At 71.1% G+C, this 18,081-nt stretch carries 14 protein-coding genes, 2 tRNA genes and 1 pseudogene; 8 read left to right on the top strand and 9 right to left on the bottom strand.

Features of this window, described 5'->3' with window-relative positions; translation table 11 throughout:
• Positions 1 to 63 precede the first annotated feature (63 nt).
• Both AC07DI_RS12745 and AC07DI_RS12740 read left to right on the top strand, forming a co-directional pair.
• Positions 64 to 618: a hypothetical protein gene (locus tag AC07DI_RS12745; RefSeq protein WP_384253854.1), complete on the top strand. Its 555-nt coding sequence runs from the start codon at positions 64 to 66 to the stop codon at positions 616 to 618.
• Between the two features lie 82 nt (positions 619 to 700).
• A complete protein-coding gene (locus AC07DI_RS12740) occupies positions 701 to 1,300 on the top strand; it encodes a class F sortase (RefSeq protein ID WP_478904459.1) in 600 nt (199 codons plus the stop codon).
• Positions 1,301 to 1,622: 322 nt separating this feature from the next.
• Here the strand turns inward: AC07DI_RS12740 and AC07DI_RS12735 are convergent, their stop codons facing one another.
• Positions 1,623 to 2,384, bottom strand: coding sequence for an ANTAR domain-containing protein (locus AC07DI_RS12735; RefSeq protein ID WP_478904218.1), 762 nt, complete (start codon positions 2,382 to 2,384; stop codon positions 1,623 to 1,625).
• Positions 2,385 to 2,541: 157 nt separating this feature from the next.
• Here AC07DI_RS12735 and AC07DI_RS12730 point away from each other — a divergent pair, with 157 nt between their 5' ends.
• Complete coding sequence (locus AC07DI_RS12730) at positions 2,542 to 3,573, top strand: glycoside hydrolase family 6 protein (RefSeq protein WP_478904457.1); 1,032 nt, start codon at positions 2,542 to 2,544, stop codon at positions 3,571 to 3,573.
• A 142-nt stretch (positions 3,574 to 3,715) separates the two neighbouring features.
• On the opposite strand, the gene glxA is transcribed toward AC07DI_RS12730, so the two are convergent.
• From glxA to AC07DI_RS12710, 4 genes are all read right to left on the bottom strand, one after another.
• Complete coding sequence (gene glxA / locus AC07DI_RS12725; RefSeq protein ID WP_478904216.1) at positions 3,716 to 5,653, bottom strand: radical copper oxidase GlxA; 1,938 nt, start codon at positions 5,651 to 5,653, stop codon at positions 3,716 to 3,718.
• Positions 5,650 to 7,680: a glycosyltransferase family 2 protein gene (locus AC07DI_RS12720; RefSeq protein ID WP_478904214.1), complete on the bottom strand. Its 2,031-nt coding sequence runs from the start codon at positions 7,678 to 7,680 to the stop codon at positions 5,650 to 5,652. The genes glxA and AC07DI_RS12720 overlap by 4 nt, the downstream gene beginning before the upstream one ends.
• Before the next feature lie 297 nt (positions 7,681 to 7,977).
• The gene (locus tag AC07DI_RS12715; RefSeq protein WP_384253864.1) at positions 7,978 to 8,691 is read right to left on the bottom strand and encodes a FadR/GntR family transcriptional regulator; all 714 of its coding nucleotides are present in this window, start codon (positions 8,689 to 8,691) and stop codon (positions 7,978 to 7,980) included.
• Positions 8,692 to 8,804: 113 nt separating this feature from the next.
• A tRNA-Lys gene (locus AC07DI_RS12710) sits at positions 8,805 to 8,878 on the bottom strand.
• Between the two features lie 205 nt (positions 8,879 to 9,083).
• Here AC07DI_RS12710 and AC07DI_RS12705 point away from each other — a divergent pair.
• The 5 genes from AC07DI_RS12705 to AC07DI_RS12685 all read left to right on the top strand — a co-directional run bounded on the left by AC07DI_RS12705 (position 9,084) and on the right by AC07DI_RS12685 (position 15,267).
• A complete protein-coding gene (locus AC07DI_RS12705) occupies positions 9,084 to 10,412 on the top strand; it encodes a peptidoglycan-binding protein (RefSeq protein WP_478904212.1) in 1,329 nt (442 codons plus the stop codon).
• Positions 10,413 to 10,686: 274 nt separating this feature from the next.
• Positions 10,687 to 11,859 carry an SPFH domain-containing protein gene (locus AC07DI_RS12700; RefSeq protein WP_478904210.1) on the top strand — a complete coding sequence of 391 codons (1,173 nt, stop codon included), beginning with the start codon at positions 10,687 to 10,689 and terminating at the stop codon, positions 11,857 to 11,859.
• 148 nt (positions 11,860 to 12,007) lie between these two features.
• On the top strand, positions 12,008 to 12,610 hold the full coding sequence (locus tag AC07DI_RS12695; protein ID WP_384253870.1) for a lytic polysaccharide monooxygenase auxiliary activity family 9 protein: 603 nt from the start codon (positions 12,008 to 12,010) through the stop codon (positions 12,608 to 12,610).
• Between the two features lie 146 nt (positions 12,611 to 12,756).
• A complete protein-coding gene (locus tag AC07DI_RS12690; RefSeq protein ID WP_478904208.1) occupies positions 12,757 to 14,418 on the top strand; it encodes an AMP-binding protein in 1,662 nt (553 codons plus the stop codon).
• Positions 14,419 to 14,907: 489 nt separating this feature from the next.
• On the top strand, positions 14,908 to 15,267 hold the full coding sequence (locus tag AC07DI_RS12685; RefSeq protein ID WP_478904206.1) for a hypothetical protein: 360 nt from the start codon (positions 14,908 to 14,910) through the stop codon (positions 15,265 to 15,267).
• A 65-nt stretch (positions 15,268 to 15,332) separates the two neighbouring features.
• Here AC07DI_RS12685 and AC07DI_RS12680 read toward each other — a convergent pair.
• The 4 genes and pseudogenes from AC07DI_RS12680 to AC07DI_RS12665 form a co-directional block, all read right to left on the bottom strand.
• Positions 15,333 to 15,977, bottom strand: a pseudogene (locus tag AC07DI_RS12680) (response regulator transcription factor).
• On the bottom strand, positions 15,968 to 17,122 hold the full coding sequence (locus AC07DI_RS12675; protein WP_384253880.1) for a sensor histidine kinase: 1,155 nt from the start codon (positions 17,120 to 17,122) through the stop codon (positions 15,968 to 15,970). Before AC07DI_RS12675 ends, AC07DI_RS12680 begins: the two are co-directional and overlap by 10 nt.
• A 10-nt stretch (positions 17,123 to 17,132) precedes the next feature.
• Positions 17,133 to 17,825 (bottom strand): DedA family protein, encoded by a 693-nt coding sequence (locus AC07DI_RS12670; RefSeq protein WP_478904204.1) that lies wholly within the window; start codon positions 17,823 to 17,825, stop codon positions 17,133 to 17,135.
• A gap of 152 nt (positions 17,826 to 17,977) precedes the next feature.
• Positions 17,978 to 18,051, bottom strand: a tRNA-Lys gene (locus tag AC07DI_RS12665).
• Positions 18,052 to 18,081 lie beyond the last annotated feature (30 nt).

Genomic DNA, 18,081 nt, shown 5'->3' with positions numbered 1-18,081 from the left:
GCGGCGCGCCCCGAGATGCGAAGGGCCGCCCGGCGCGTGAACCTCGTATACAGGAGGTTCACGATGCGTATACGTTCCCTTGCCGTCCGTGGAGCAGGGGTGGCCGTCGCCCTCGCGGCCGCCCTGCCCGCCACCGCGGCCCAGGCCCACGACAGCGGCTCCGTGCGAGCCACCATCACCCCGTCCACCGCCGCGCCCGGCGCCACCGTCGAGGTGAGCGTCACGGGCTGCGGGGGCACGACAGGAACGGCGGGTTCGGGGGTCTTCGAGGGGGACGCCGAGCTCACCGGCCGTGACGGCGGCCAGTACGCGCTGGCGGGCAGCGCCAGGATCCGGCAGGGCGTCTACGGCGCACACGACGTGACCATCACCTGCGACGGCCACCCGCACCAGGGCGCAGGCACGCTCCAGGTGATCGAACACCACCAGGACCCGGTCTCGCCGGTACGGGCCGGCGGTGGCGGCGCCGCACACCACGTGACCACGGCCGCGTCCCGTGCGCACGATGCCAACGAGGCGGGACCCGGCACCCGGCACGCCGTGATCGGCCTGGTCCTCGCCGCGGTCGCGGCCGTCGCCGTCGCGTTCCGCAGCGTCCGCCGCCGACGTTCCCAGTGACGGACGGGAGACAGTCGTGTCCAGCGGTGAACACCCCCATGGATCAAGGCGGTTGTCGACCGGCGTCGCCTGGGCCGTCCTCATGGCCGGCCTGTGCCTCTGGGGCAGCGACGTCGCCGGTCTGCGCGGCGGCCTCTCCGGGCCCGCCACCGGTGACGTGGCCGCGGTCGGCCGCCCCCTCAGCGTCGAACTGCCCGCCCCGCACGAGCCGTTGGCGCCCGCGCGTCCGCTGCGCGTCGATGTGCCGTCGCTGAAGGTGCGGGCCCCCGTCCATGCCCGCGGCCTGGACGCCGACGGGGCGATCGACCCGCCGCCCTTCACGCAGGCCGACACCGTCGGCTGGTACGCGGGCGGCACCCGCCCCGGCGCCCCCGGCGCCGCCCTCGTCGTCGGCCACGTCGACACGGAGACGGAACCCGCCGTCTTCTACGACCTCAGCACGCTGCGCCCCGGCGAGAAGATCGAGGTGACCCGCGACGACGGCACGGTCGCGGAGTTCACGGTGGACGACGTCCGGGTCATCACCCGCGCCCGCTTCGACGCGAAGAAGGCCTACGGCGTCCACGAGAAGGGCCGCGCCGAGCTGCGCCTGATCACCTGCGGCGGCGCCTTCGACAAGAACGCCCGCACCTACACGGCGAACGTCGTCGTCTCGGCGTACCTCACGGGAGTCGACAGGTGACCACCGCACGCGCCACCGGCCTCGCGTCCGGCCCTCCACCTGGCCCGGTCGGCGGCCCGCTCCCCCCGGAGCCGCCGACCGGACAGGTCCTCGACCGCGCGCGCACGGGTTGCGGGAGTAGCCCGGCGTCGGCGCGGGAGGTCCGGGACCATTCCGAATGACGGATCACGGAATGGTGGGCAAAGGCCGGGGGCTCGGGCCGTGCAACCGACTGTAGAACGAACAGGCGCGCGATCCTAGAGGGCGTCCGAGCCGGAATGACACCACGTCGCTCTTCCCTCTCCCTCCGTGATCACCGCAGGTGGCACGGGTAGGGCCGAATTCAGCGGGCGGGCCGCGGAATGCCTTCCAGCAGCGTTTCACTGCCGACCGAGCCCTTGATCACCGCGGCGGCGACGAGATCGAGACACTGTTGCTCGCGGCGCGCATAACTCCGCAGCGCCTCGAATGCCTCGTCCACGCCGCTCTTCCACCGCTCCGCCAGGATTCCCTTGGCCTGTTCGATGCGAATTCGGCTGTCGAGCGCGGTCTGGAGCTGTTCCGAGAGGGTCCGGCACTCGCAGAACGCGTGGCGATTGGCGAGGCCCACCGCCGCGGCTCGGGCCAGGGCGAGGGCGGCCCGGAACTCCCGCTCGGACGTGGCCGGTCGACGCGTCCCCGGGACGAAGACGTTGAGGACGCCCAGCATGGCGCCGCGCCGGTGCATCGGCGCCGCGTACGTCTCCGCGACGCCGTACTTCACGGCCTGCCCGGTGAACGCGGGCCAGCGCGCCCGCACCCGGCCGGAGCCGATCCGGACCGGTGGCACGGGCCTTCGGGAACCGAAGCTCTCCAGGCACGGGCCGCCGAGGTGCTGCACGGCCAACAGGTCCCGCACCCGCTCCTGTTGGCGGCTGCTGGGAACGAGACGTACCGTGCCCGCCCCGCCCGTGTACATGACGCCGACGCCCTGCGCGCCGAGCAGCTCCACCGAGCGGTCCGAGAGCCACCGCAGATACCTCTCGGTGTCGAAGTCGTCGGCCAGGGTGTCCGCCGTCTCCACGAGAACTTCGGCAAGCCGCAGTTCACTGTCACGGTCCCGCACGGCCCCTCCTCCCCAACTCCCCGCAGACTCCGCCTACCCGGCGGCGCGACGCTGTAACAGCTCTTCTACAGCTCCTCGCGGGGGTTGGCCGGACCTCGTGGGGCAAGGAGGCCGTATGTCAGGATTGAGACCGGACAGTGCACCCGAGGGGGAGTGGATGTACCGCAAAGACACCGGTCGCGGGCACGGTTTCGCGGCCAGGGGAGTGCGGGCAGGGGTGGCGCTCGCGGGGGCGGCGATGCTCCTGGCCGGCTGCTCCTCCTCCGACGGTGACTCCGGGGGAACGTCGAGTCCACCGGTCGGGCAGCAGCCCAAGGCCAAGGACCCGTACTGGGTCAACCCGGACGGCAACGCGGCCAAGCAGGTCGCCTCGTACGCCAAGGACGGCAAGAAGGACGACGCCGCGCTGATCCGGAAGATCGCCGAGCAGCCCGTCGCCGAGTGGCTCGTCCCGGAGAACGCGGAGGACCAGGCGCGCGGCTTCACCGAGGCCGCCGAGAAGGCCGGCAGGGACGCCCTGCTCGTCGTCTACAACATCCCGCACCGCGACTGCGGCCAGTACTCGGGCGGCGGCGCGGCCGACGGCAACGCGTACCGCGCCTTCATCGACCAGGTCGCCAAGGGCATCGGCGACCGCCACGCCACGGTGATCCTGGAACCCGACGCGGTTCTCCACATGGTCGACAAGTGCACGCCGCAGCAGTTCCACGAGGAGCGCTACGACCTCCTGAACGGCGCCATCGGAAAGCTCAAGTCCCTGAAGGGCACCAAGGTGTACCTGGACGCGGGCAACGCGGGCTGGGGAAACCCCGACTCGCTCTGGGAGCCCCTGAAGCGGTCCGGCGTCGAGCAGGCCGACGGCTTCTCGGTGAACGTCTCCAACTTCCAGACCACCGAGGCCAGCACCGAGTTCGGCAAGAAGCTGTCGGCGAAGATCGGCGGAAAGCCGTTCGTCATCGACACGGGCCGCAACGGCAATGGGGCGTACACCAAGGGCAAGGACCCCTGGTGCAACCCGCCGGGCCGGGCGCTCGGCGAGACCCCGACGACGAAGACGTCCGACCCGCTGGTCGACGCGTATCTCTGGGTCAAGCGTCCCGGTGAGTCCGACGGGACCTGTCGGGGCGGCCCCAAGGCCGGCGAATGGTGGCCCGACTACGCGTTGGGCCTGGCGAGGAACGCCCCCTAGGGGCGCGGGGCTGCGACATGTGCGGCTCCGCCGCGTGGGCGCGAGCCGGAAAGCAGCCGCAGCCGCGTCTGCTCGGTGTCTCGGCAGACGCGACTGCGGCTTTTCGCGGGCTGAGCGCGCAGTTCCCCGCGCCCCTGACAGATCACGGCACCCGCACCCACCGCGCCTTGCTCGGTGTGCCCTTGCCGTCCGTCACGAACAGCATGTACCAGCCCGACTCGACCAGGGACCGGTTCTTCGGGACCGTCACCGTGACCGAGTCCTTCGACTTCTTCAGGTCGAGCGCGATCGACGTCTGATCGATGTCCGTCACGTGCGTGGACGCGCTCGGCTTGATGAGGCGGGCCGTCTTGACCGACGCGGCCTGCCGGGTCGGAAACGTGCCCGACTCGCCCCGCCCGATCGTCTTCGGGCCCGCGCCCAGCGCCGGCTGCGCGCCGTGGTACAGGTACGGCGGCGTGTAGATCTCGATGCGCTGCTCGAAGACGCCCGGCTTGGTGTTGGCCTTGTCGGCGTAGAGCGAGTCGGAGCCGAAGAACATCACGCGGCCGTCGGGCAGCAGGATCGAACCGGAGTGGTAGTTGCGGCCCACCTCGGGGTCGGCCACCCGCTTCATCCCGCCCGTCTTCGCGTCGTAGATCCGCGCCTGGTGGATGTTGGAGTCGCCGCGTCCGCGGTAGTCCTCGGAGCCGCCGGAGATCAGCACGGTGTCGTCGGGCAGCGTGGAGATCTGCGGGTAGCGCGTGCCCTTCTCCAGCTCGGGTCCGTCGGCGAACCTCGGCTTCTCGGCCAGCAGGTCGACGATGCGGGTCTTCCTGCTCGACTCCTCGGACTCGCCGACACCGCCGCCGCCGACCACCATGTACTTCTGGTCCTGGGCGGGCGGCAGTTCGACCGTGCCGGAGGTCTCCAGGAGCTTGTCGTCGCTCAGGCCGGGGATGCCCCGCCACTTGTTGGTCCGCAGGTCCCAGATGCCGGGCTTGCGGCCGACGTCGTCCGGGCCGTAACCCGCGTTGGAACCGGAGTAGAAGAGCTTGCCGTCGGCCAGCTGGAAGATCGCCGGATAGGTCGGGAACTGCCGGATGCCCTTGGTGTACGTCCACTTCTTCGTCTTAGGGTCGTACACCTCGTTCTTGCCCGGGACCAGCTGGCCGATCTCGTCGAGTCCTGAGGTGGAGAGGATCCTGCCGTCGGTGAGCGTGGTCAGCGTGGGGTACCAGCGCGCCTCGTTCATCGGGTCGACCTTGATGTACCGCTCGGCGACCGGGTCGAACTCGAAGGCGTCCCTGATCCCCTGGAAGTCCTTCTTGTCCAGGGCGAGCTTCTGCGCCATGCCGTAGACGTTGCGGGTGTCGGCGCCCTTGAGGCCCTGGATGCGGTAGTTGTCCTGGGTGCCGGTCTCGTACTTGGAGCCGCTGCGGGCCGCCTCCACGTAGACCCGGCCCAGACCCGGCTCGGTGCGCAGGAACGCGCCGGTCTGCTTGTCGAAGACCTTCTTCGCCTTCTCGACGAGGATGTTGTCCTTGGAGACGAAGGTCTTGCCGTTCTTCTTGCCGGTGAACTTGGTCCCGGCCGGGATCGTCTTCGGCTCGTCGGGGTCCTCGTTGTGGACGATCATCAGGCCGCCGGCCTTGGTGATGTCGCCCTTCAGCTTCTCGTAGCGCTGCGTGCCGCCCGCGATCAGCAGATTGCCGTTGCCCAGCTGGGTGTGGCCCGTGCAGAACAGGTCGGTCGGCGTCGGGATCTTCTTGATGGTGTTCTTGACCGGGTCCCACAGCCGGGTGTCGAACTTCTTCTTGTCGAAGTTCTTCTGGTTGTTGCCCGACCCGGCGACAAGGAGCACCTTGCCGGTGTGCAGCAGGGCCGCGTGGATCGTGTTCTGGCGGTACTCCTCGGGGAAGTCGATGACCTGCCAGTGGCCGTTCTCGGCCTTGTACTCCGGCTTGTTGATCTTGTAGTCGTGGTACTTCTCCGAGCCCACGCGCCACAGCCACGGTCCGTTCATCCCCGCCAGCGCGAGGACGACCGCCGCGCCTATCGCGATGCGGCGGGCGCGACGGCGGCTGGAACGGTCTTTCATTTCTTACGTCCCCCAAGGGAAATCTGCATGGTCTGATCGGGTGCGGAGGCCCAGCTGGGCTTCTGCCGCGGAGCGTGGGGCCCGGGGGGCGGACCGAACTGGCCGGGCGGCCCGAACTGGCCGGACGGAGCGGGGTGGGCCTGCGGCAGGGGAGCCGTGGCGTCGCGCTGCTGCGGGACCGTCGTCCCGGGTCCCTGCGGCGGCCCGGAGGGCCCGGCTCCACCGGAGTGCCCGGCCTTCTTCCTCTCCTGCCGCATGCCCCAGCGCCACGCGAAGATCGGCGCCGCCGTGACAAGGAGGGCGAACGAGGCCCAGGTGATCATCGCCGGGTGGGAGTGCCCGTACACGAAGGACGCTGCCATCGAGCCCGCGAAGACCAGGATGAAGAACAGGTGGATGCGGAAGGTCCCGAAGAGGGTGTCGGGGCTCGCCGAGTCGCCCTTGGGGGTCACCACGAACTTGCTCTTGCGGCGCAGGGCGGCGTCCAGGAGCGAGCGGGCGTAGATCGGCGCGGAGAGGGCCGACATCACCATGCCCGCCACACCGCCGGAGCCCTCGGGCTCGTGCGGGGAGACGTTGTGCCTGCGGTTCCAGATGTAGAGGCCGATCTGGAGCGCCGAGGCGTTGCCGTACAGCATCAGCCAGATGGTCGGGTCGATGTTCACGCCGGACGCGCCGAGACCCAGGAACAGGGCGCAGCTCAGCGCCGCGAGGATCCAGTTCATGGCGGACATCGGGTAGAAGATGACCATCATCGTGTAGTTGAAGAGGCGGCCCGGGGGCAGTGAGAACGGCGCCTTCCAGAACTGCTTGAGGATCGTCTCGTACGTTCCGCGCGACCAGCGCAGCTGCTGGGTGAAGAAGTCCGTCCAGGCGTTGGGGCCCTCGCCGACCGCGAGCACATCGGGGGTGTAGACCGACTTCCACTTCTTTCCGGTCGCCGGGTTGGTGGCGCGGTGGATCTCGAAGCCGGTCGCCATGTCCTCGGTGATCGAGTCGTACAGGCCGCCGATCTGCTTCAGCGCCTTGATGCGTACGGCGTTGGAGGTGCCGACGAACATCGGGGCGCCGTAGGCGTTGCCCGCCCGCTGGATCAGCGCGTGGAAGAGGAACTGCTGGGACTCGGCGGCCTTGGTGACGAAATTGTCGTAGTTGCCGTAGACCTGCGGGCCGATGACGAAGCCGACGTTCTCGTCGCGGAAGAAGCCGAGCATCCGCTCCAGGTAGTTCGGCATCGGGACGTGGTCGGTGTCGACCGAGGCGAAGTAGTCGTACTCGTCGCCGTGCGCGTCGAGCCAGGCGTTGTAGTTGCCGTGCTTGGTCTTGGCGCGGTGCGGGCCCTTGGCCGTGTTCCACTTCGCCACGCCCTTGCGGGAGAAGTGGTGGACGCCGAGCCGCCGGCAGACCTCCTTGACCTCCGGGTCGTCACCCTCGTCGAGGAGCCAGACGTGCATGAGCCCGCGGTGCCGGATCCTGACCGCGGCCTCCAGCGTCTTCGTCACCATCTCGATCGGCTCCTTGCCGGGCACGAACGAGGTGAGGAAGGCGACGCGGGTGCCGGTCTCGGGCACCACGGGGACCGGGTCGCGGGCGACGAGCGTCGCGTGCGCGTTGGAGAGCACGTTCATGCAGCGGAAGAACTCGATCAGACCGATCGATATGAGCATGACGATGTCGAGCGCGGGCAGCCAGTCGTTGGCGACGTAGTCGCGCTCCGTCCAGTGCTCGGGCTGCAGCAGCCAGCCGAGCAGCACGAGCGAGAGCAGCGGCGCCGCGCCGAGCATCAGCGCGGCCCGTACCTTGTGCGGCTCCTGGGAGAGCAGCGAGCGGTACCGCACCGTGTACGGCTTGCCCGGGTCGGGCTGGGTCAGCGGCCCGGCGAGCCGGCTGTAGTGCTCGTAGTCGTACCGCGGCAGGGAGTTCTTGATTTTGCGGAAACCGCCCGTCCGGTGCGAAACCGCCCTGAGCTGGGTCGTCTCTGACGGGTCGTTCTGCTGTGCGCCCGCGCCCGTCGGCGTCGACGTCATGAGTCATCCCCCCGCACGCGATCACCCGCGTGTTCGTTGGTCGTTCCGGTCCGCTCGGTCCCCCTCGACCTTCGCGAACGCATCAGAGGCAGGCCACCGTCGGCTTAGACAGCGAAAGGCGACCTTCCGGTTGCATGATGCCCCCCTCGGCATCGCTTCATGAACGGGACCCCGCCCCTTGTCCCGCCACGGCCGAACCGGGTTCCCAACTGCCCCGCGTCGTCGGCCTCATGAGAGCCGATGGCTCCAGAACAGGGTTCTATGCCCTACGGCATGATCGCAAGGGCGAAGACCTCTTTACCGGTCATATGTGCGATTTGGGGCATCCGGTGAGACGGGTGAACTCAGGCGCGTGCGGATGTTGCCGAAGTGCTCACGCACCGCCTGCTCGGCCCTGAGGGTGTCGCCCGAGCGCACGGCCGCCAGGATCTCGCGGTGCTGGCGGCAGGTGACCCTGGGGTCCTGCGGCACGTCCACCAGATCGGTGCGGACCCGGTGGAAGGCGTCCCAGAACGCCTCAAGGACCTCGCCGAGGAGGAGGTTGCCGAGGCCGCGGTAGAGGGTGGCGTGGAAGGCCCGGTCGGTCTCGGCGCGCACGGCTGCCTCCGGGGACGCCGCCTCGGCCTCCATCCGTTCGACCAGGGCGTCGAGTTCGGCCAGGTCGGCGTCGGGGACCCGGCCCGCGAGGCGGGTGATCAGGCCGGTCTCCACGGCCTCGCGCAGCTCGAGGAGCTGGAGCAGGCTGTCCTCGCCGCGGTAGTGGCCCGCGACCGTGCGGAAGGCGAGGCCCTCGATCATCGGCGCGACGGACATCGGGCCGACATAGGTGCCGAAACCGTGCCGGATCTCCACGATCCCCATCGCCTGGAGCGCCTTGAGGGCTTCCCTGACGGAGTTCCTGCTGACACCCAGGCGCTCCATCAGCTCGGGCTCGGTCGGCAGTGAGGCCCCCGAGGGCAGCCTGGAGTCGATGATGAGCTTCTTGATCCGCTCCTGGATGTCGCGCGCCATGGCGCAACGGTAGCGGTACGCATACGGGGGCAGGCCCCGGACGGGCATGACCGGAAGGCGCCCCCGGGGCACGACGAAGGCCCCCCGCGTGAACGGAGGGCCTTCGCTGTCTGTGCGCCGCCAGGGACTCGAACCCCGGACCCGCTGATTAAGAGTCAGCTGCTCTAACCAACTGAGCTAGCGGCGCCTGCTGACCCGGAGAACTCTACCGGATGTCGGGCGGTGCTTCCGACCACCCGGCGGCGGTCCGCAGGGGCCCGGGGCGCCCGGTGAGGCCGAACGGCGGCCGCTCCATCATTCGGACCGTCAACATGCGATATCCCGGGACAGTTGCAAAACTGACGGACGTGCAGATGCGCGGAGATTCTTATTCGGGGTGTGAGGGGAATCGCATGGAGGCCGCTCCGCAGTTCGAGGAATTCGTTCCCGAGAGCGACTGCGGCTGTCCGGGCTGTATTCACTGGCGCCGGACGGAGCACACTCTGCCGCCGCGGCTCGGCGGCCACCCGGCGGCGCACGGCGCGCGCCGCGCCCTCGTCCTCGCCGCGGCGGCGGCCGCGGCGCTCGGCGGTCAGTCGCTGCCCGCCGTGGCATCGGTCGAGGTGGGAGGCCATGCGGCGGCGCCGGACGCGGCCCCGGCCGACGACGCCCCCGACACCCCGCAGGGCGCGGTGGCCCCGCTGCACGGCGGCTCGGGCACCCCGACGCCGGGGGCGCCCGCCGCGTCGGCGGCGCAGCCCATCACCCGGGCGGAGATCATCGCCAGGGCCGAGAAGTGGATCGCGGCGAAGGTGCCGTACACCATGGACAAGTTCTGGAGCGACGGCTATCGGCAGGACTGCTCGGGCTTCGTCTCGATGGCCTGGAACCTCCCGGGAAACGAATGGACGGGCAGCCTCGGAAAGTACGCGGTGCGCATCGCCAAGGATGAACTGCAGCCCGGCGACATTCTCCTCTTCCACAATCCGGCGGACCCCAACAAGGGATCGCACGTCACGCTTTTCGCGGGGTGGACCGACGCGGAGCGCACGCATTACGTCGCCTACGAACAGACCCGCCCGCACGCCAGGAAACAGGTCACCCCCTATCCCTACTGGACCGACGGGGACCGCTATCTGGCCTATCGCTACAAGGGTGTGAGCGACGGCACCCCGGGCGGCGCGGACTCCGCCGCCGCGCCGTACCCGGGCGCGCGCTCCTTCGGGCCCGGGGCGGACAACAAGTACGTGACGCGGCTCGGCAAGGCGCTGGTCGCCCGCGGCGGCAAGCGCTTCTACCGGTCGGGTCCCGGGCCGCGCTGGAGCGACGCGGACCGCAGGGCGACCCAGGCGTTCCAGCTGGCGCAGGGATGGCGGGGCGGGAACGCGGACGGGCTGCCGGGGCCGACGACGTGGTCGTACCTGATGAAGGGAAAGGGCCGGAACATCCCCGCACCGGGCGCGGGCGCGGACGGCCCCGCGACCGGCGCGGGCGGCGCGCAGGCGCCCGCCTACCCCGGCCGCGGCGTCTTCCGCCCGGGCAGCACGCACGCGGCGATCGAGCGGCTCGGCAGGCAACTGGTGAAGAAGGGCTTCGGCAAGCACTACGCGCGGGGCCCCGGGCCGCGCTGGAGCGAGAGCGACCGGCGCAATGTGGAGGCGTTCCAGCGGGCCCAGGGCTGGCGGGGCGCGGCGGCCGACGGTTACCCGGGGCCAGAGACGTGGCGGCGGCTGTTCCGGTGAGGGCGGCGCGGTGGGCGGAACGGGGAGACGGGGGGCGGGCCCGCACTGTCGTGCGTACGCCCGAAGAACGTGCCCCGCGCCGGACCGGACGGGACCGGACGGACACGATTCGCGTCAGGGCGTGGAGCAGGACGAGACACCGATGAGCCGAGGCACAGATGAGCCGAGGCACAGATGAGCCGAGGCATGGACGAGCCGAGGCACGGATGTGCCGCAGACACGGATGAGCCGGAGAGACGGATGAGGCGGAGGCACGGATGAGCCGGAGAGACGGATGAGTGCGACGGCGGCTTCCCAGCCACAGACCCCGCAGCCCGACGGGGCGCCCGAGCCGGCCGGCGCGCGACCGCCCCGGGTGATCCAGAGCGAGGCCACCACCGAGATCCCCGTGCACCTCCTCTTCCGCGACGATCCGGACGACGCGACGGGCGTACCGCTCCCGCCCGCCGTGGTGCGGCGCAGGCAAGGGACCGGGGAGCAGCCCCGCACGGCACGGCGGCCCGCACCGCCCGCCGTCGCCGAACCGCAGGCTCGGCCCGTCACCGACATCGACCCCGCGACGGTGGAGCGGCGGGCCTGGGTACTGCCCGGCCTCGCCGGAGTGCTCGGCGGCTGCGCGGGCGTCGCCGGCGGCGCGCTCTCGCTGTGGTGGGCGGGGGTGCTGCCGGAACCGCCGCTGCGGCTGACCGGGCTGCCGGGTTACGAGGGCGCGGGGCTCGGACCCGCGCAGTGGGCGTCGCTCGCCGGTTCCGGGACGCTCGGCCTCTTCGGGTTCGGCGGTCTCGCGCGCGGCCGGGTGGGCAGGGCGTGGGTGCTCAGCCTCTTCGGCCGCTACCGGGGCACGGTCCGGCGCACCGGCCTGATGTGGGTGAACCCGCTGCTGCTCCGCCGCCGGGTCGACGTACGGCTGCGGCACTGGCGGAGCGAGCCGATGCCGGCCGTGGACCGCAGCGGCGTGGCCCTGCGCGTGGTGGTGCTCCTCGTGTGGCGGGTGAAGGACCCCGCGCGGGCGACGCTGGCGATCGAGGACCACCAGGAGTATCTGCGGGAGTGCGTGGAGGCGGCCACGGCCAGGGTCGTCTCGCGGCTGCCCGCCGACGCCTTCCACGACGAGGCGCCCACCCTGCGCGACGCCGAGGCCGTCGGCGCCGCGCTGACCCGGGCGCTCGCGGCGGACACGGAGGCGGTCGGCGTCGAGATCTTCTCGGCCCGGCCCACCCGTATCGAGTACGCCCCCGAGGTCGCCGCCGCGATGCAGCGCCGCCGGGTCGCCGCGCTGGAGGCGCGCCACCGCGACACCGTGCTGACCTCGGTGGTCGACTCGGTCGAGGACACGGTGACGCGGCTGACCACCCGGGGCCTCGTGGAACTCGACGACTACGAGCGCAAGGCCCTGGTGAAGGACCTGACGGTGGCGTTCTGCACGGGCCACGGAGACCGTCACTGACCGCGGGCCCCCGGCCGGTGAACGATGCGGACGGATCCTCGCCGCTATTGGTATGGACATGTTCAACTAACGGCAATAATCTGAGCTTGGTCTAGACCGCAGTGCGCGCACGTCCCACGGAACTCCCCACGTTCGGCAGGAGCGGCACATGCGAAACAAGAAGGTTTACGCGGCCCTGGTCGGCCTCGGTACGGTCGGCGCGTTCGCGCTCTCCGCCGGTGGTGCCAGCAGTCATGGCTACACGGACCTGCCGGCCAGCCGGCAGATCAACTGCGCCAAGGGCGTGGTGTCCAACTGCGGTTCCATCCAGTACGAACCGCAGAGCGCCGAGGGCCCCAAGGGCTTTCCCGCCGGCGGCCCGGCCGACGGCAAGATCTGCTCGGCGGGCGTAGCCGGATTCGACCAGCTCAACTCGCCCAAGACGCCCGGGGGCGGGGCCTGGCCGACGACCAAGGTGAGTGGCGGTCAGAACTACACCTTCCGCTGGCAGTTCACCGCTCGTCACCGCACCACCGATTTCAAGTACTACATCACCAAGCAGGGCTGGGACGACAGCAAGGCGGTGACCAGGTCCGCCCTGGACACTACGCCGTTCCTCAGCGTTCCGTACAACAGCCAGCAGCCGCCCGCCACCCTGTCGCACAGCGGCACCATCCCCGGCGGTCGCAGCGGGCACCATGTGATCGTCGCGGTCTGGACGGTCGCGGACACGTCCAACGCGTTCTACGCCTGCTCGGACGTCGCCTTCTGAGCCCTGCCCGAGGACTTCCCCGCACTCCTCGGGCAGGTTCCGCGCACGCCGTGCCGACCACACGGCGTGCGCGGAAGCAGTCTTCAACGCGATGGCTGAGCCGACGGGCTCCACACCTGACGCGCCGTCAATTATGGTGCGCGGTCATGGAGAGCACCGGAGCCACGGTCGCGGAACTCGTAAAGGCGCGGTGGGGCGATCACCGCGCAGGACTGCGCCACACGGGCGGTGAGCTGAGCCACCACCAGGTGACGGCGGGGGCGGCGGCCAGGGCCGCACTCCTCGCCGACCTCCTGCGACGGCGCGGCGCACCGCACATCGGCGTACTGCTCGACAACACCCCCGAATTCCCGCAGTGGTTGAGCGCGGCGGCGCTCGCGGGCGCGGCCGTGGCGGGCATCAATCCCACCCGCCGCGGCCCGGAGCTGGCCCGCGACATCCTGCACACCGACTGCCAGATCCTGGTGACGGAACAAGCGCACCTGCCGCTGCTCGACGGCCTCGAACTCCCGGGCGTACGCACCCTGGTGACCGGCACCGAGGAGTACGAGGCACTGCTGGCGCCCTACGCGGACGCGAAGCCGGAACCCGCGCGCACGGTACGCCCGGACTCACCTCTCCTGCTCTACTTCACCTCCGGTTCGACGGGCGCCCCCAAGGCGGCGATCTGCAGCCAGGCACGGCTGGCGGCGGCGGGCGGCTCGCTGGTCGGGCACTTCGGCGTCCGGCCCTCGGACACCCACTACATCTGCATGCCCATGTTCCACGGCAACGCGGTGATCGCCGACTGGGCGCCGGCGCTGGCCGCGGGCGCGTGCGTCGCGCTGCGCGCCCGCTTCTCCGCGTCCCGCTTCCTTGGCGACGTACGTGACTTCGGGGCGACGTACTTCACGTACGTGGGCCGGGCGGTGCAGTACATCCTGGCCACGCCCGAACGCCCCGACGACCGGGAGAACCCGCTGCGGGTCGGCTTCGGCACCGAGGCGGGGGCGGTGGACGCGGCGCGCTTCGAGGAACGGTTCGGGGTACGGCTCGTCGAGGGGTACGGGTCCTCCGAGGGCGGGGCGGCGATCCAGCGCACCCCGGGCACACCGGCCGGGGCGATCGGCCGCGCCGCGCCCGGGGACGACCTCGCGGTGGTCGACCCCGGGACGCTGCGGGAGTGCGAGGCGGCACGGTTCTCCCCGGATGGCCGCCTGCTGAACGGGGGTACGGCGATAGGGGAGTTGGTCAACCGCGGCCCGAACCCCTTCGAGGGCTACTGGCGCAACGAGGAGGCCCAGGCGGAGCGGCAGCGGGACGGCTGGTACTGGACGGGCGACCTCTTCTACCGCGACGCGGACGGCTACCTCTACTTCGCGGGCCGCACGGACGACCGGCTGCGTGTGGACAGCGAGAACCTGGCGGCGGCGGTGATCGAGAACATCCTCGCGAGGTTCGCCGGGGCGGCGGCGGTGGCGGTGTACGCGGTGCCGGATCCGGTGGCGGGCGACCAGGTCATGGCGGCACTCGCGCCGCCGCCCGCCACCTCCTTCTCCCCGACCGCCTTCGCCGCCTTCCTGTCCGCGCAGCCGGACCTGGGGACGAAGATGGCGCCCCGCTTCGTACGGGTGGTACCGAGCATGCCGGTGACGGCGACGAACAAGGTCGCGCGGAGCGTGCTGCGCCGGGAGGGATTCCGGTGCGGGGACCCGGTGTGGTGGCGCCCCCCGGGCACGTCGGCCTACCACCGGCTGACCCCGCCCGCCGTCCAGGAACTGCTGCGGCAGTTCAGGGCGCGGGGCCGGGAGGACTTGCTGGACCGCTAGCCTGCCGCTTCGCGGGGGTTTCTCCCCCGCCTTCCGCCTGCGGGCGCGGACAGGCCCGCCGCTCCACGGCGGATGTATCCCACCCACCCACCCGTTTGCCCCGCAACGTACGGCAGGACGGGGCCAGCCCCCACCGGGCCGCAGTCGCACGCGCACCGGAGGGGACGTGGGGGTATGTGCGAACGGAGCACCGAGCATCCTGTAGCCCCATTGTCCGTGCAGCGCGACGCAGGGATAGCGAGTACGCACATACCCCCGCGGCCCCGCCCCACAACCGAACAACAGGCGCACCAGCCCAAACGTACCCGCACACGCCCCCGCTACCGTGCCCCCATGGCCCGGGGGCGTCGCCGAGGGCAGGTCGAACGCGGCGGTCGCCGGTGAACCGGGCGTCTCCGAGGCGGCGGCCCACCTGCGGGCGTGAGGGATCAGTGGGGAAGGGACACAAGTCGGTAAAACCGCTCGCTTGACCGATTACGATCCACGTCCATGAGCGCGTCAGAACAGCCCGGGGCAACGGCACAGCCCAAGACCACGGCACAGGGCGACACACCGGACGAGGCCGCCCAGAACCAGCAGAGCCCCGCCCCCGCCCCCACCCCCGCCGCCCGCGCCCGCCGCGCCCGCATCGCCGCGGCCTCGGTCCTGATGGCCGCCGCGGCGGTGGTGCTCGCGCTGCGCCTGGCGAGCAGGTCCTCCGTGCTCGTCGTCGGCGTCTACGGCCTGCTGCTCATCCTCTGCGGCGGAGTGATCGAACTGAGTCGCCGGGGCCGGACCAGGCTAGGCACGTACCTCCTGGCGGCAGGGCTGGCCGCGGCGCTGTTCATGGACGGCTTCGTACTGTCGTAACCACCACGACCGCCGCCCTCACGACTCAGATACCGCCGCCCTCACGACTCCAGATACCGCCGCCCTCACGACTCCAGATACCGCAGCACCGCGAGCACCCGCCGGCTGTACCCGTCGGCACGGGACAGGCCCAGCTTGTCGAAGATCGCGTTCAGGTTCTTCTCGACCGCGCTCAGCGAGATGAACAGCTTCTGCCCGATGGCCGCGTTGGTGTGCCCCTCCGCCAGCGCCTCGAGGACGGTGCGCTCCCGTGGCGTGAGCCGGGTCAGCGGGTCGGCGTGCGTGGTGCGGATGAGCAACTGCCGTACGACTTCGGGGTCGATGGCGGCGCCACCCGCGTGCACCCGTTCCAGTGCGTCAAGGAACTCCTCGACCTGGGCGACCCGGTCCTTGAGGAGGTAGCCGACCCGTTCGGCGCTCGAAGTGAGCAGCTACGCCGCGTAGTTGCGCTCCACGTACTGGGAGAGCACGACCACGCCGATCTCGGGGTGCAGCTCGCGGATCCGCACCGCGGCGCGCAGGCCTTCGTCGGTGTGGTCCGGCGGCATCCGGATGTCGGTGACGACGACGTCGGGGGCGCGCGCCTCGACCTCGCACAGCAGCGCGTCGGCGTCGCCCACGGCGGCGAGGACCTCGTGGCCCTCCTCGGCGAGCAGCCGGACCAGGCCCTCCCGCAGCAGGGTCGAGTCCTCGGCGAGGATTACGCGCACGGCAGCTCCGCGGTGATCGTGGTGGGTCCCCCGAGGGGGCTGTCGACCCGCAGCGTGCCGTCGAGCGCGGCGACACGGCTGCGCAGCCCGGTGAGCCCGCTGCCCGCCGGGTCCGCGCCGCCGACGCCGCTGTCGCGGACGAGGACGGCGAGCGTGGATCCGGTCTTCCGCACCCGTACGAAGACCTCGTCGGCCGCCGCGTGCTTGGCGGCGTTGTTCACGGCCTCCGACACGACGAAGTAGGCGGCCGTCTCGACGGAGGAGGGCAGCGGGTCCGGTACGTCGTACTCCATGCGTACGGGCAGCGCGCACCGCTCCGACACCCCGCCGAGCGCCTCGTGCAGGCCCAGGCTGTCGAGGGCGGTGGGGTAGACCCGCCAGGCCACCTCGCGCAGTTCGGTGAGGACTTCCCGCGCTTCCTTGTGGGCCTGTTCGAGCAGGGCGTCGGCCCGTTCGGGGGTGCGGCCGCGCCGGGCCCGGCCGAGCAGCATGGCGAGGGCGACGAGCCGCTGCTGGACGCCGTCGTGCAGATCGCGTTCGACGCGGCGCCGCTCGACGTCGACCGCGCGGACGACCGCGGCGCGGCTGGTGGCCAGTTCGTCGATGCGGCGCTGCATGAGTTCCCGCTCGCAGGGGCCGAAGCACTCGCGGGCGAGACGGGCGTCCTGGTCGGTCAGGGCGCGCAGGCCCTGCACGGCGAGGAAGAGCAGGGTGCCGCCGAGCACGACCTGGCTGAGCAGGTCGATCCAGGTCATCGAGGAGTGGGTGAGCGACACGGCGAAGATTCCGGCGAGGACGGCGCCGAAGTCGACGAGGCCGACCACCACCGCGCACAGCAGCCCGGAGTACGTACGGGCCGCGAGGTAGCGCAGGATCTGCTGGTCGCAGGCGCGGTGCTCGGGGAAGACGTCGTGGAAGAAGAGGGAGCGGCGCCGGCGCTCCAGGGCGGTGAGCCTGCGGGCGCCCGCGGCGAGCAGGGCGTGGGCGCGGCGGCGGGTGCGGGGCCAGAGCAGGAAGGCGCCGAGGGCCGTGCCCGCGACGACGAAGTACAGCAGTCCGAGCAGGGCGGTGAAGCAGCCGACGAGCACGCCGAGGACCCTGAGGACGAACGGGGCGGCCACGGGCTCCTTCACGCCGTCCGACATTAGCCGAGCCCTATCGGCAGCGGCGGTGTCGGGCCCCGGCGGCGTCCCGGGCCGGGTCACCGGGCCGGTTGCGGGACCGCACGCGCACCACCACGTACACCGCGACCGCCAGGAGGACGAGGACAAGGACGGCCTTGGAGAGCAGGCCCACGTACGTCTCGACCGCGTCCCACTGGTCGCCAAGCCAGTAGCCCGCCATGACGAGGACGGTGTTCCAGACGAGGCTACCCACGGTGGTGAGGGCGAGGAAGAGGGGCAGCCGCATGCGTTCCACGCCGGCCGGTACGGAGATCAGGCTGCGGAAGATCGGCACCATCCGGCCGAGGAGGACGGCCTTGGTGCCGTGCCGGTCGAACCACGCCTCGGTGCGTTCCAGGTCGGCGGGTTTGACCAGCGGCAGCTTCGCCCACAGGGCGTGCATGCGCTCGCGCCCGAACAGGACGCCGATCCAGTAGAGGGCGGCCGCGCCGACGACCGAGCCGAGCGTGGTCCAGAACAGCGCGGAGAACAGGCTGATCACGCCCTGGCCCGCGGCGAAACCGGTGAGCGGCAGGATCACCTCGCTGGGCAGCGGCGGGAAGAGGTTCTCCAGCGCGATGGCGAGCCCGGCGCCAGGACCGCCCAGCACGTCGACGAGGTCGGCAGCCCATCCTGCGATGCCGCCCGCGGGTTCCTGGGGGAGAGCGAGAGTCGTGAGGTCCATAGGGGGCAACGCTAGAAAGTGCAGGTCAGCGGCGGTATGAGGGTTGCCGTCGAGTGGGGGTGCGGAAAACCGCACCCTTGGCCCACCCCCGAGGGGACCAACGCGAAAGGGCGTCCCCGGAAGACCGGGAACGCCCTTTCGGCATTCGCAAGTGCGCCGCCAGGGACTCGAACCCCGGACCCGCTGATTAAGAGTCAGCTGCTCTAACCAACTGAGCTAGCGGCGCCTGCTGACATGTAAATAGTACCTGGTCCGA

It is taken from the genome of Streptomyces sp. NPDC044106 (genome assembly GCF_056433985.1).
This window is presented reverse-complemented; position numbering and strand designations above follow the sequence as displayed.

Excerpts from the sequence above, each read along its gene's own strand:
- AC07DI_RS12730 (WP_478904457.1), top strand. The coding sequence starts at position 2,542 with ATGTACCGCAAAGACACCGGTCGCGGGCACGGTTTCGCGGCCAGGGGA.
- AC07DI_RS12685 (WP_478904206.1), top strand. The coding sequence starts at position 14,908 with ATGAGCGCGTCAGAACAGCCCGGGGCAACGGCACAGCCCAAGACCACG.
- glxA (WP_478904216.1), bottom strand. The coding sequence starts at position 5,653 with ATGAAAGACCGTTCCAGCCGCCGTCGCGCCCGCCGCATCGCGATAGGC.
- AC07DI_RS12715 (WP_384253864.1), bottom strand. The coding sequence starts at position 8,691 with ATGGCGCGCGACATCCAGGAGCGGATCAAGAAGCTCATCATCGACTCC.
- AC07DI_RS12740 (WP_478904459.1), top strand. The coding sequence starts at position 701 with ATGGCCGGCCTGTGCCTCTGGGGCAGCGACGTCGCCGGTCTGCGCGGC.
- AC07DI_RS12670 (WP_478904204.1), bottom strand. The coding sequence starts at position 17,825 with ATGGACCTCACGACTCTCGCTCTCCCCCAGGAACCCGCGGGCGGCATC.
- AC07DI_RS12700 (WP_478904210.1), top strand. The coding sequence starts at position 10,687 with ATGAGTGCGACGGCGGCTTCCCAGCCACAGACCCCGCAGCCCGACGGG.
- AC07DI_RS12720 (WP_478904214.1), bottom strand. The coding sequence starts at position 7,680 with ATGACGTCGACGCCGACGGGCGCGGGCGCACAGCAGAACGACCCGTCA.
- AC07DI_RS12705 (WP_478904212.1), top strand. The coding sequence starts at position 9,084 with ATGGAGGCCGCTCCGCAGTTCGAGGAATTCGTTCCCGAGAGCGACTGC.
- AC07DI_RS12690 (WP_478904208.1), top strand. The coding sequence starts at position 12,757 with ATGGAGAGCACCGGAGCCACGGTCGCGGAACTCGTAAAGGCGCGGTGG.
- AC07DI_RS12745 (WP_384253854.1), top strand. The coding sequence starts at position 64 with ATGCGTATACGTTCCCTTGCCGTCCGTGGAGCAGGGGTGGCCGTCGCC.
- AC07DI_RS12695 (WP_384253870.1), top strand. The coding sequence starts at position 12,008 with ATGCGAAACAAGAAGGTTTACGCGGCCCTGGTCGGCCTCGGTACGGTC.
- AC07DI_RS12675 (WP_384253880.1), bottom strand. The coding sequence starts at position 17,122 with ATGTCGGACGGCGTGAAGGAGCCCGTGGCCGCCCCGTTCGTCCTCAGG.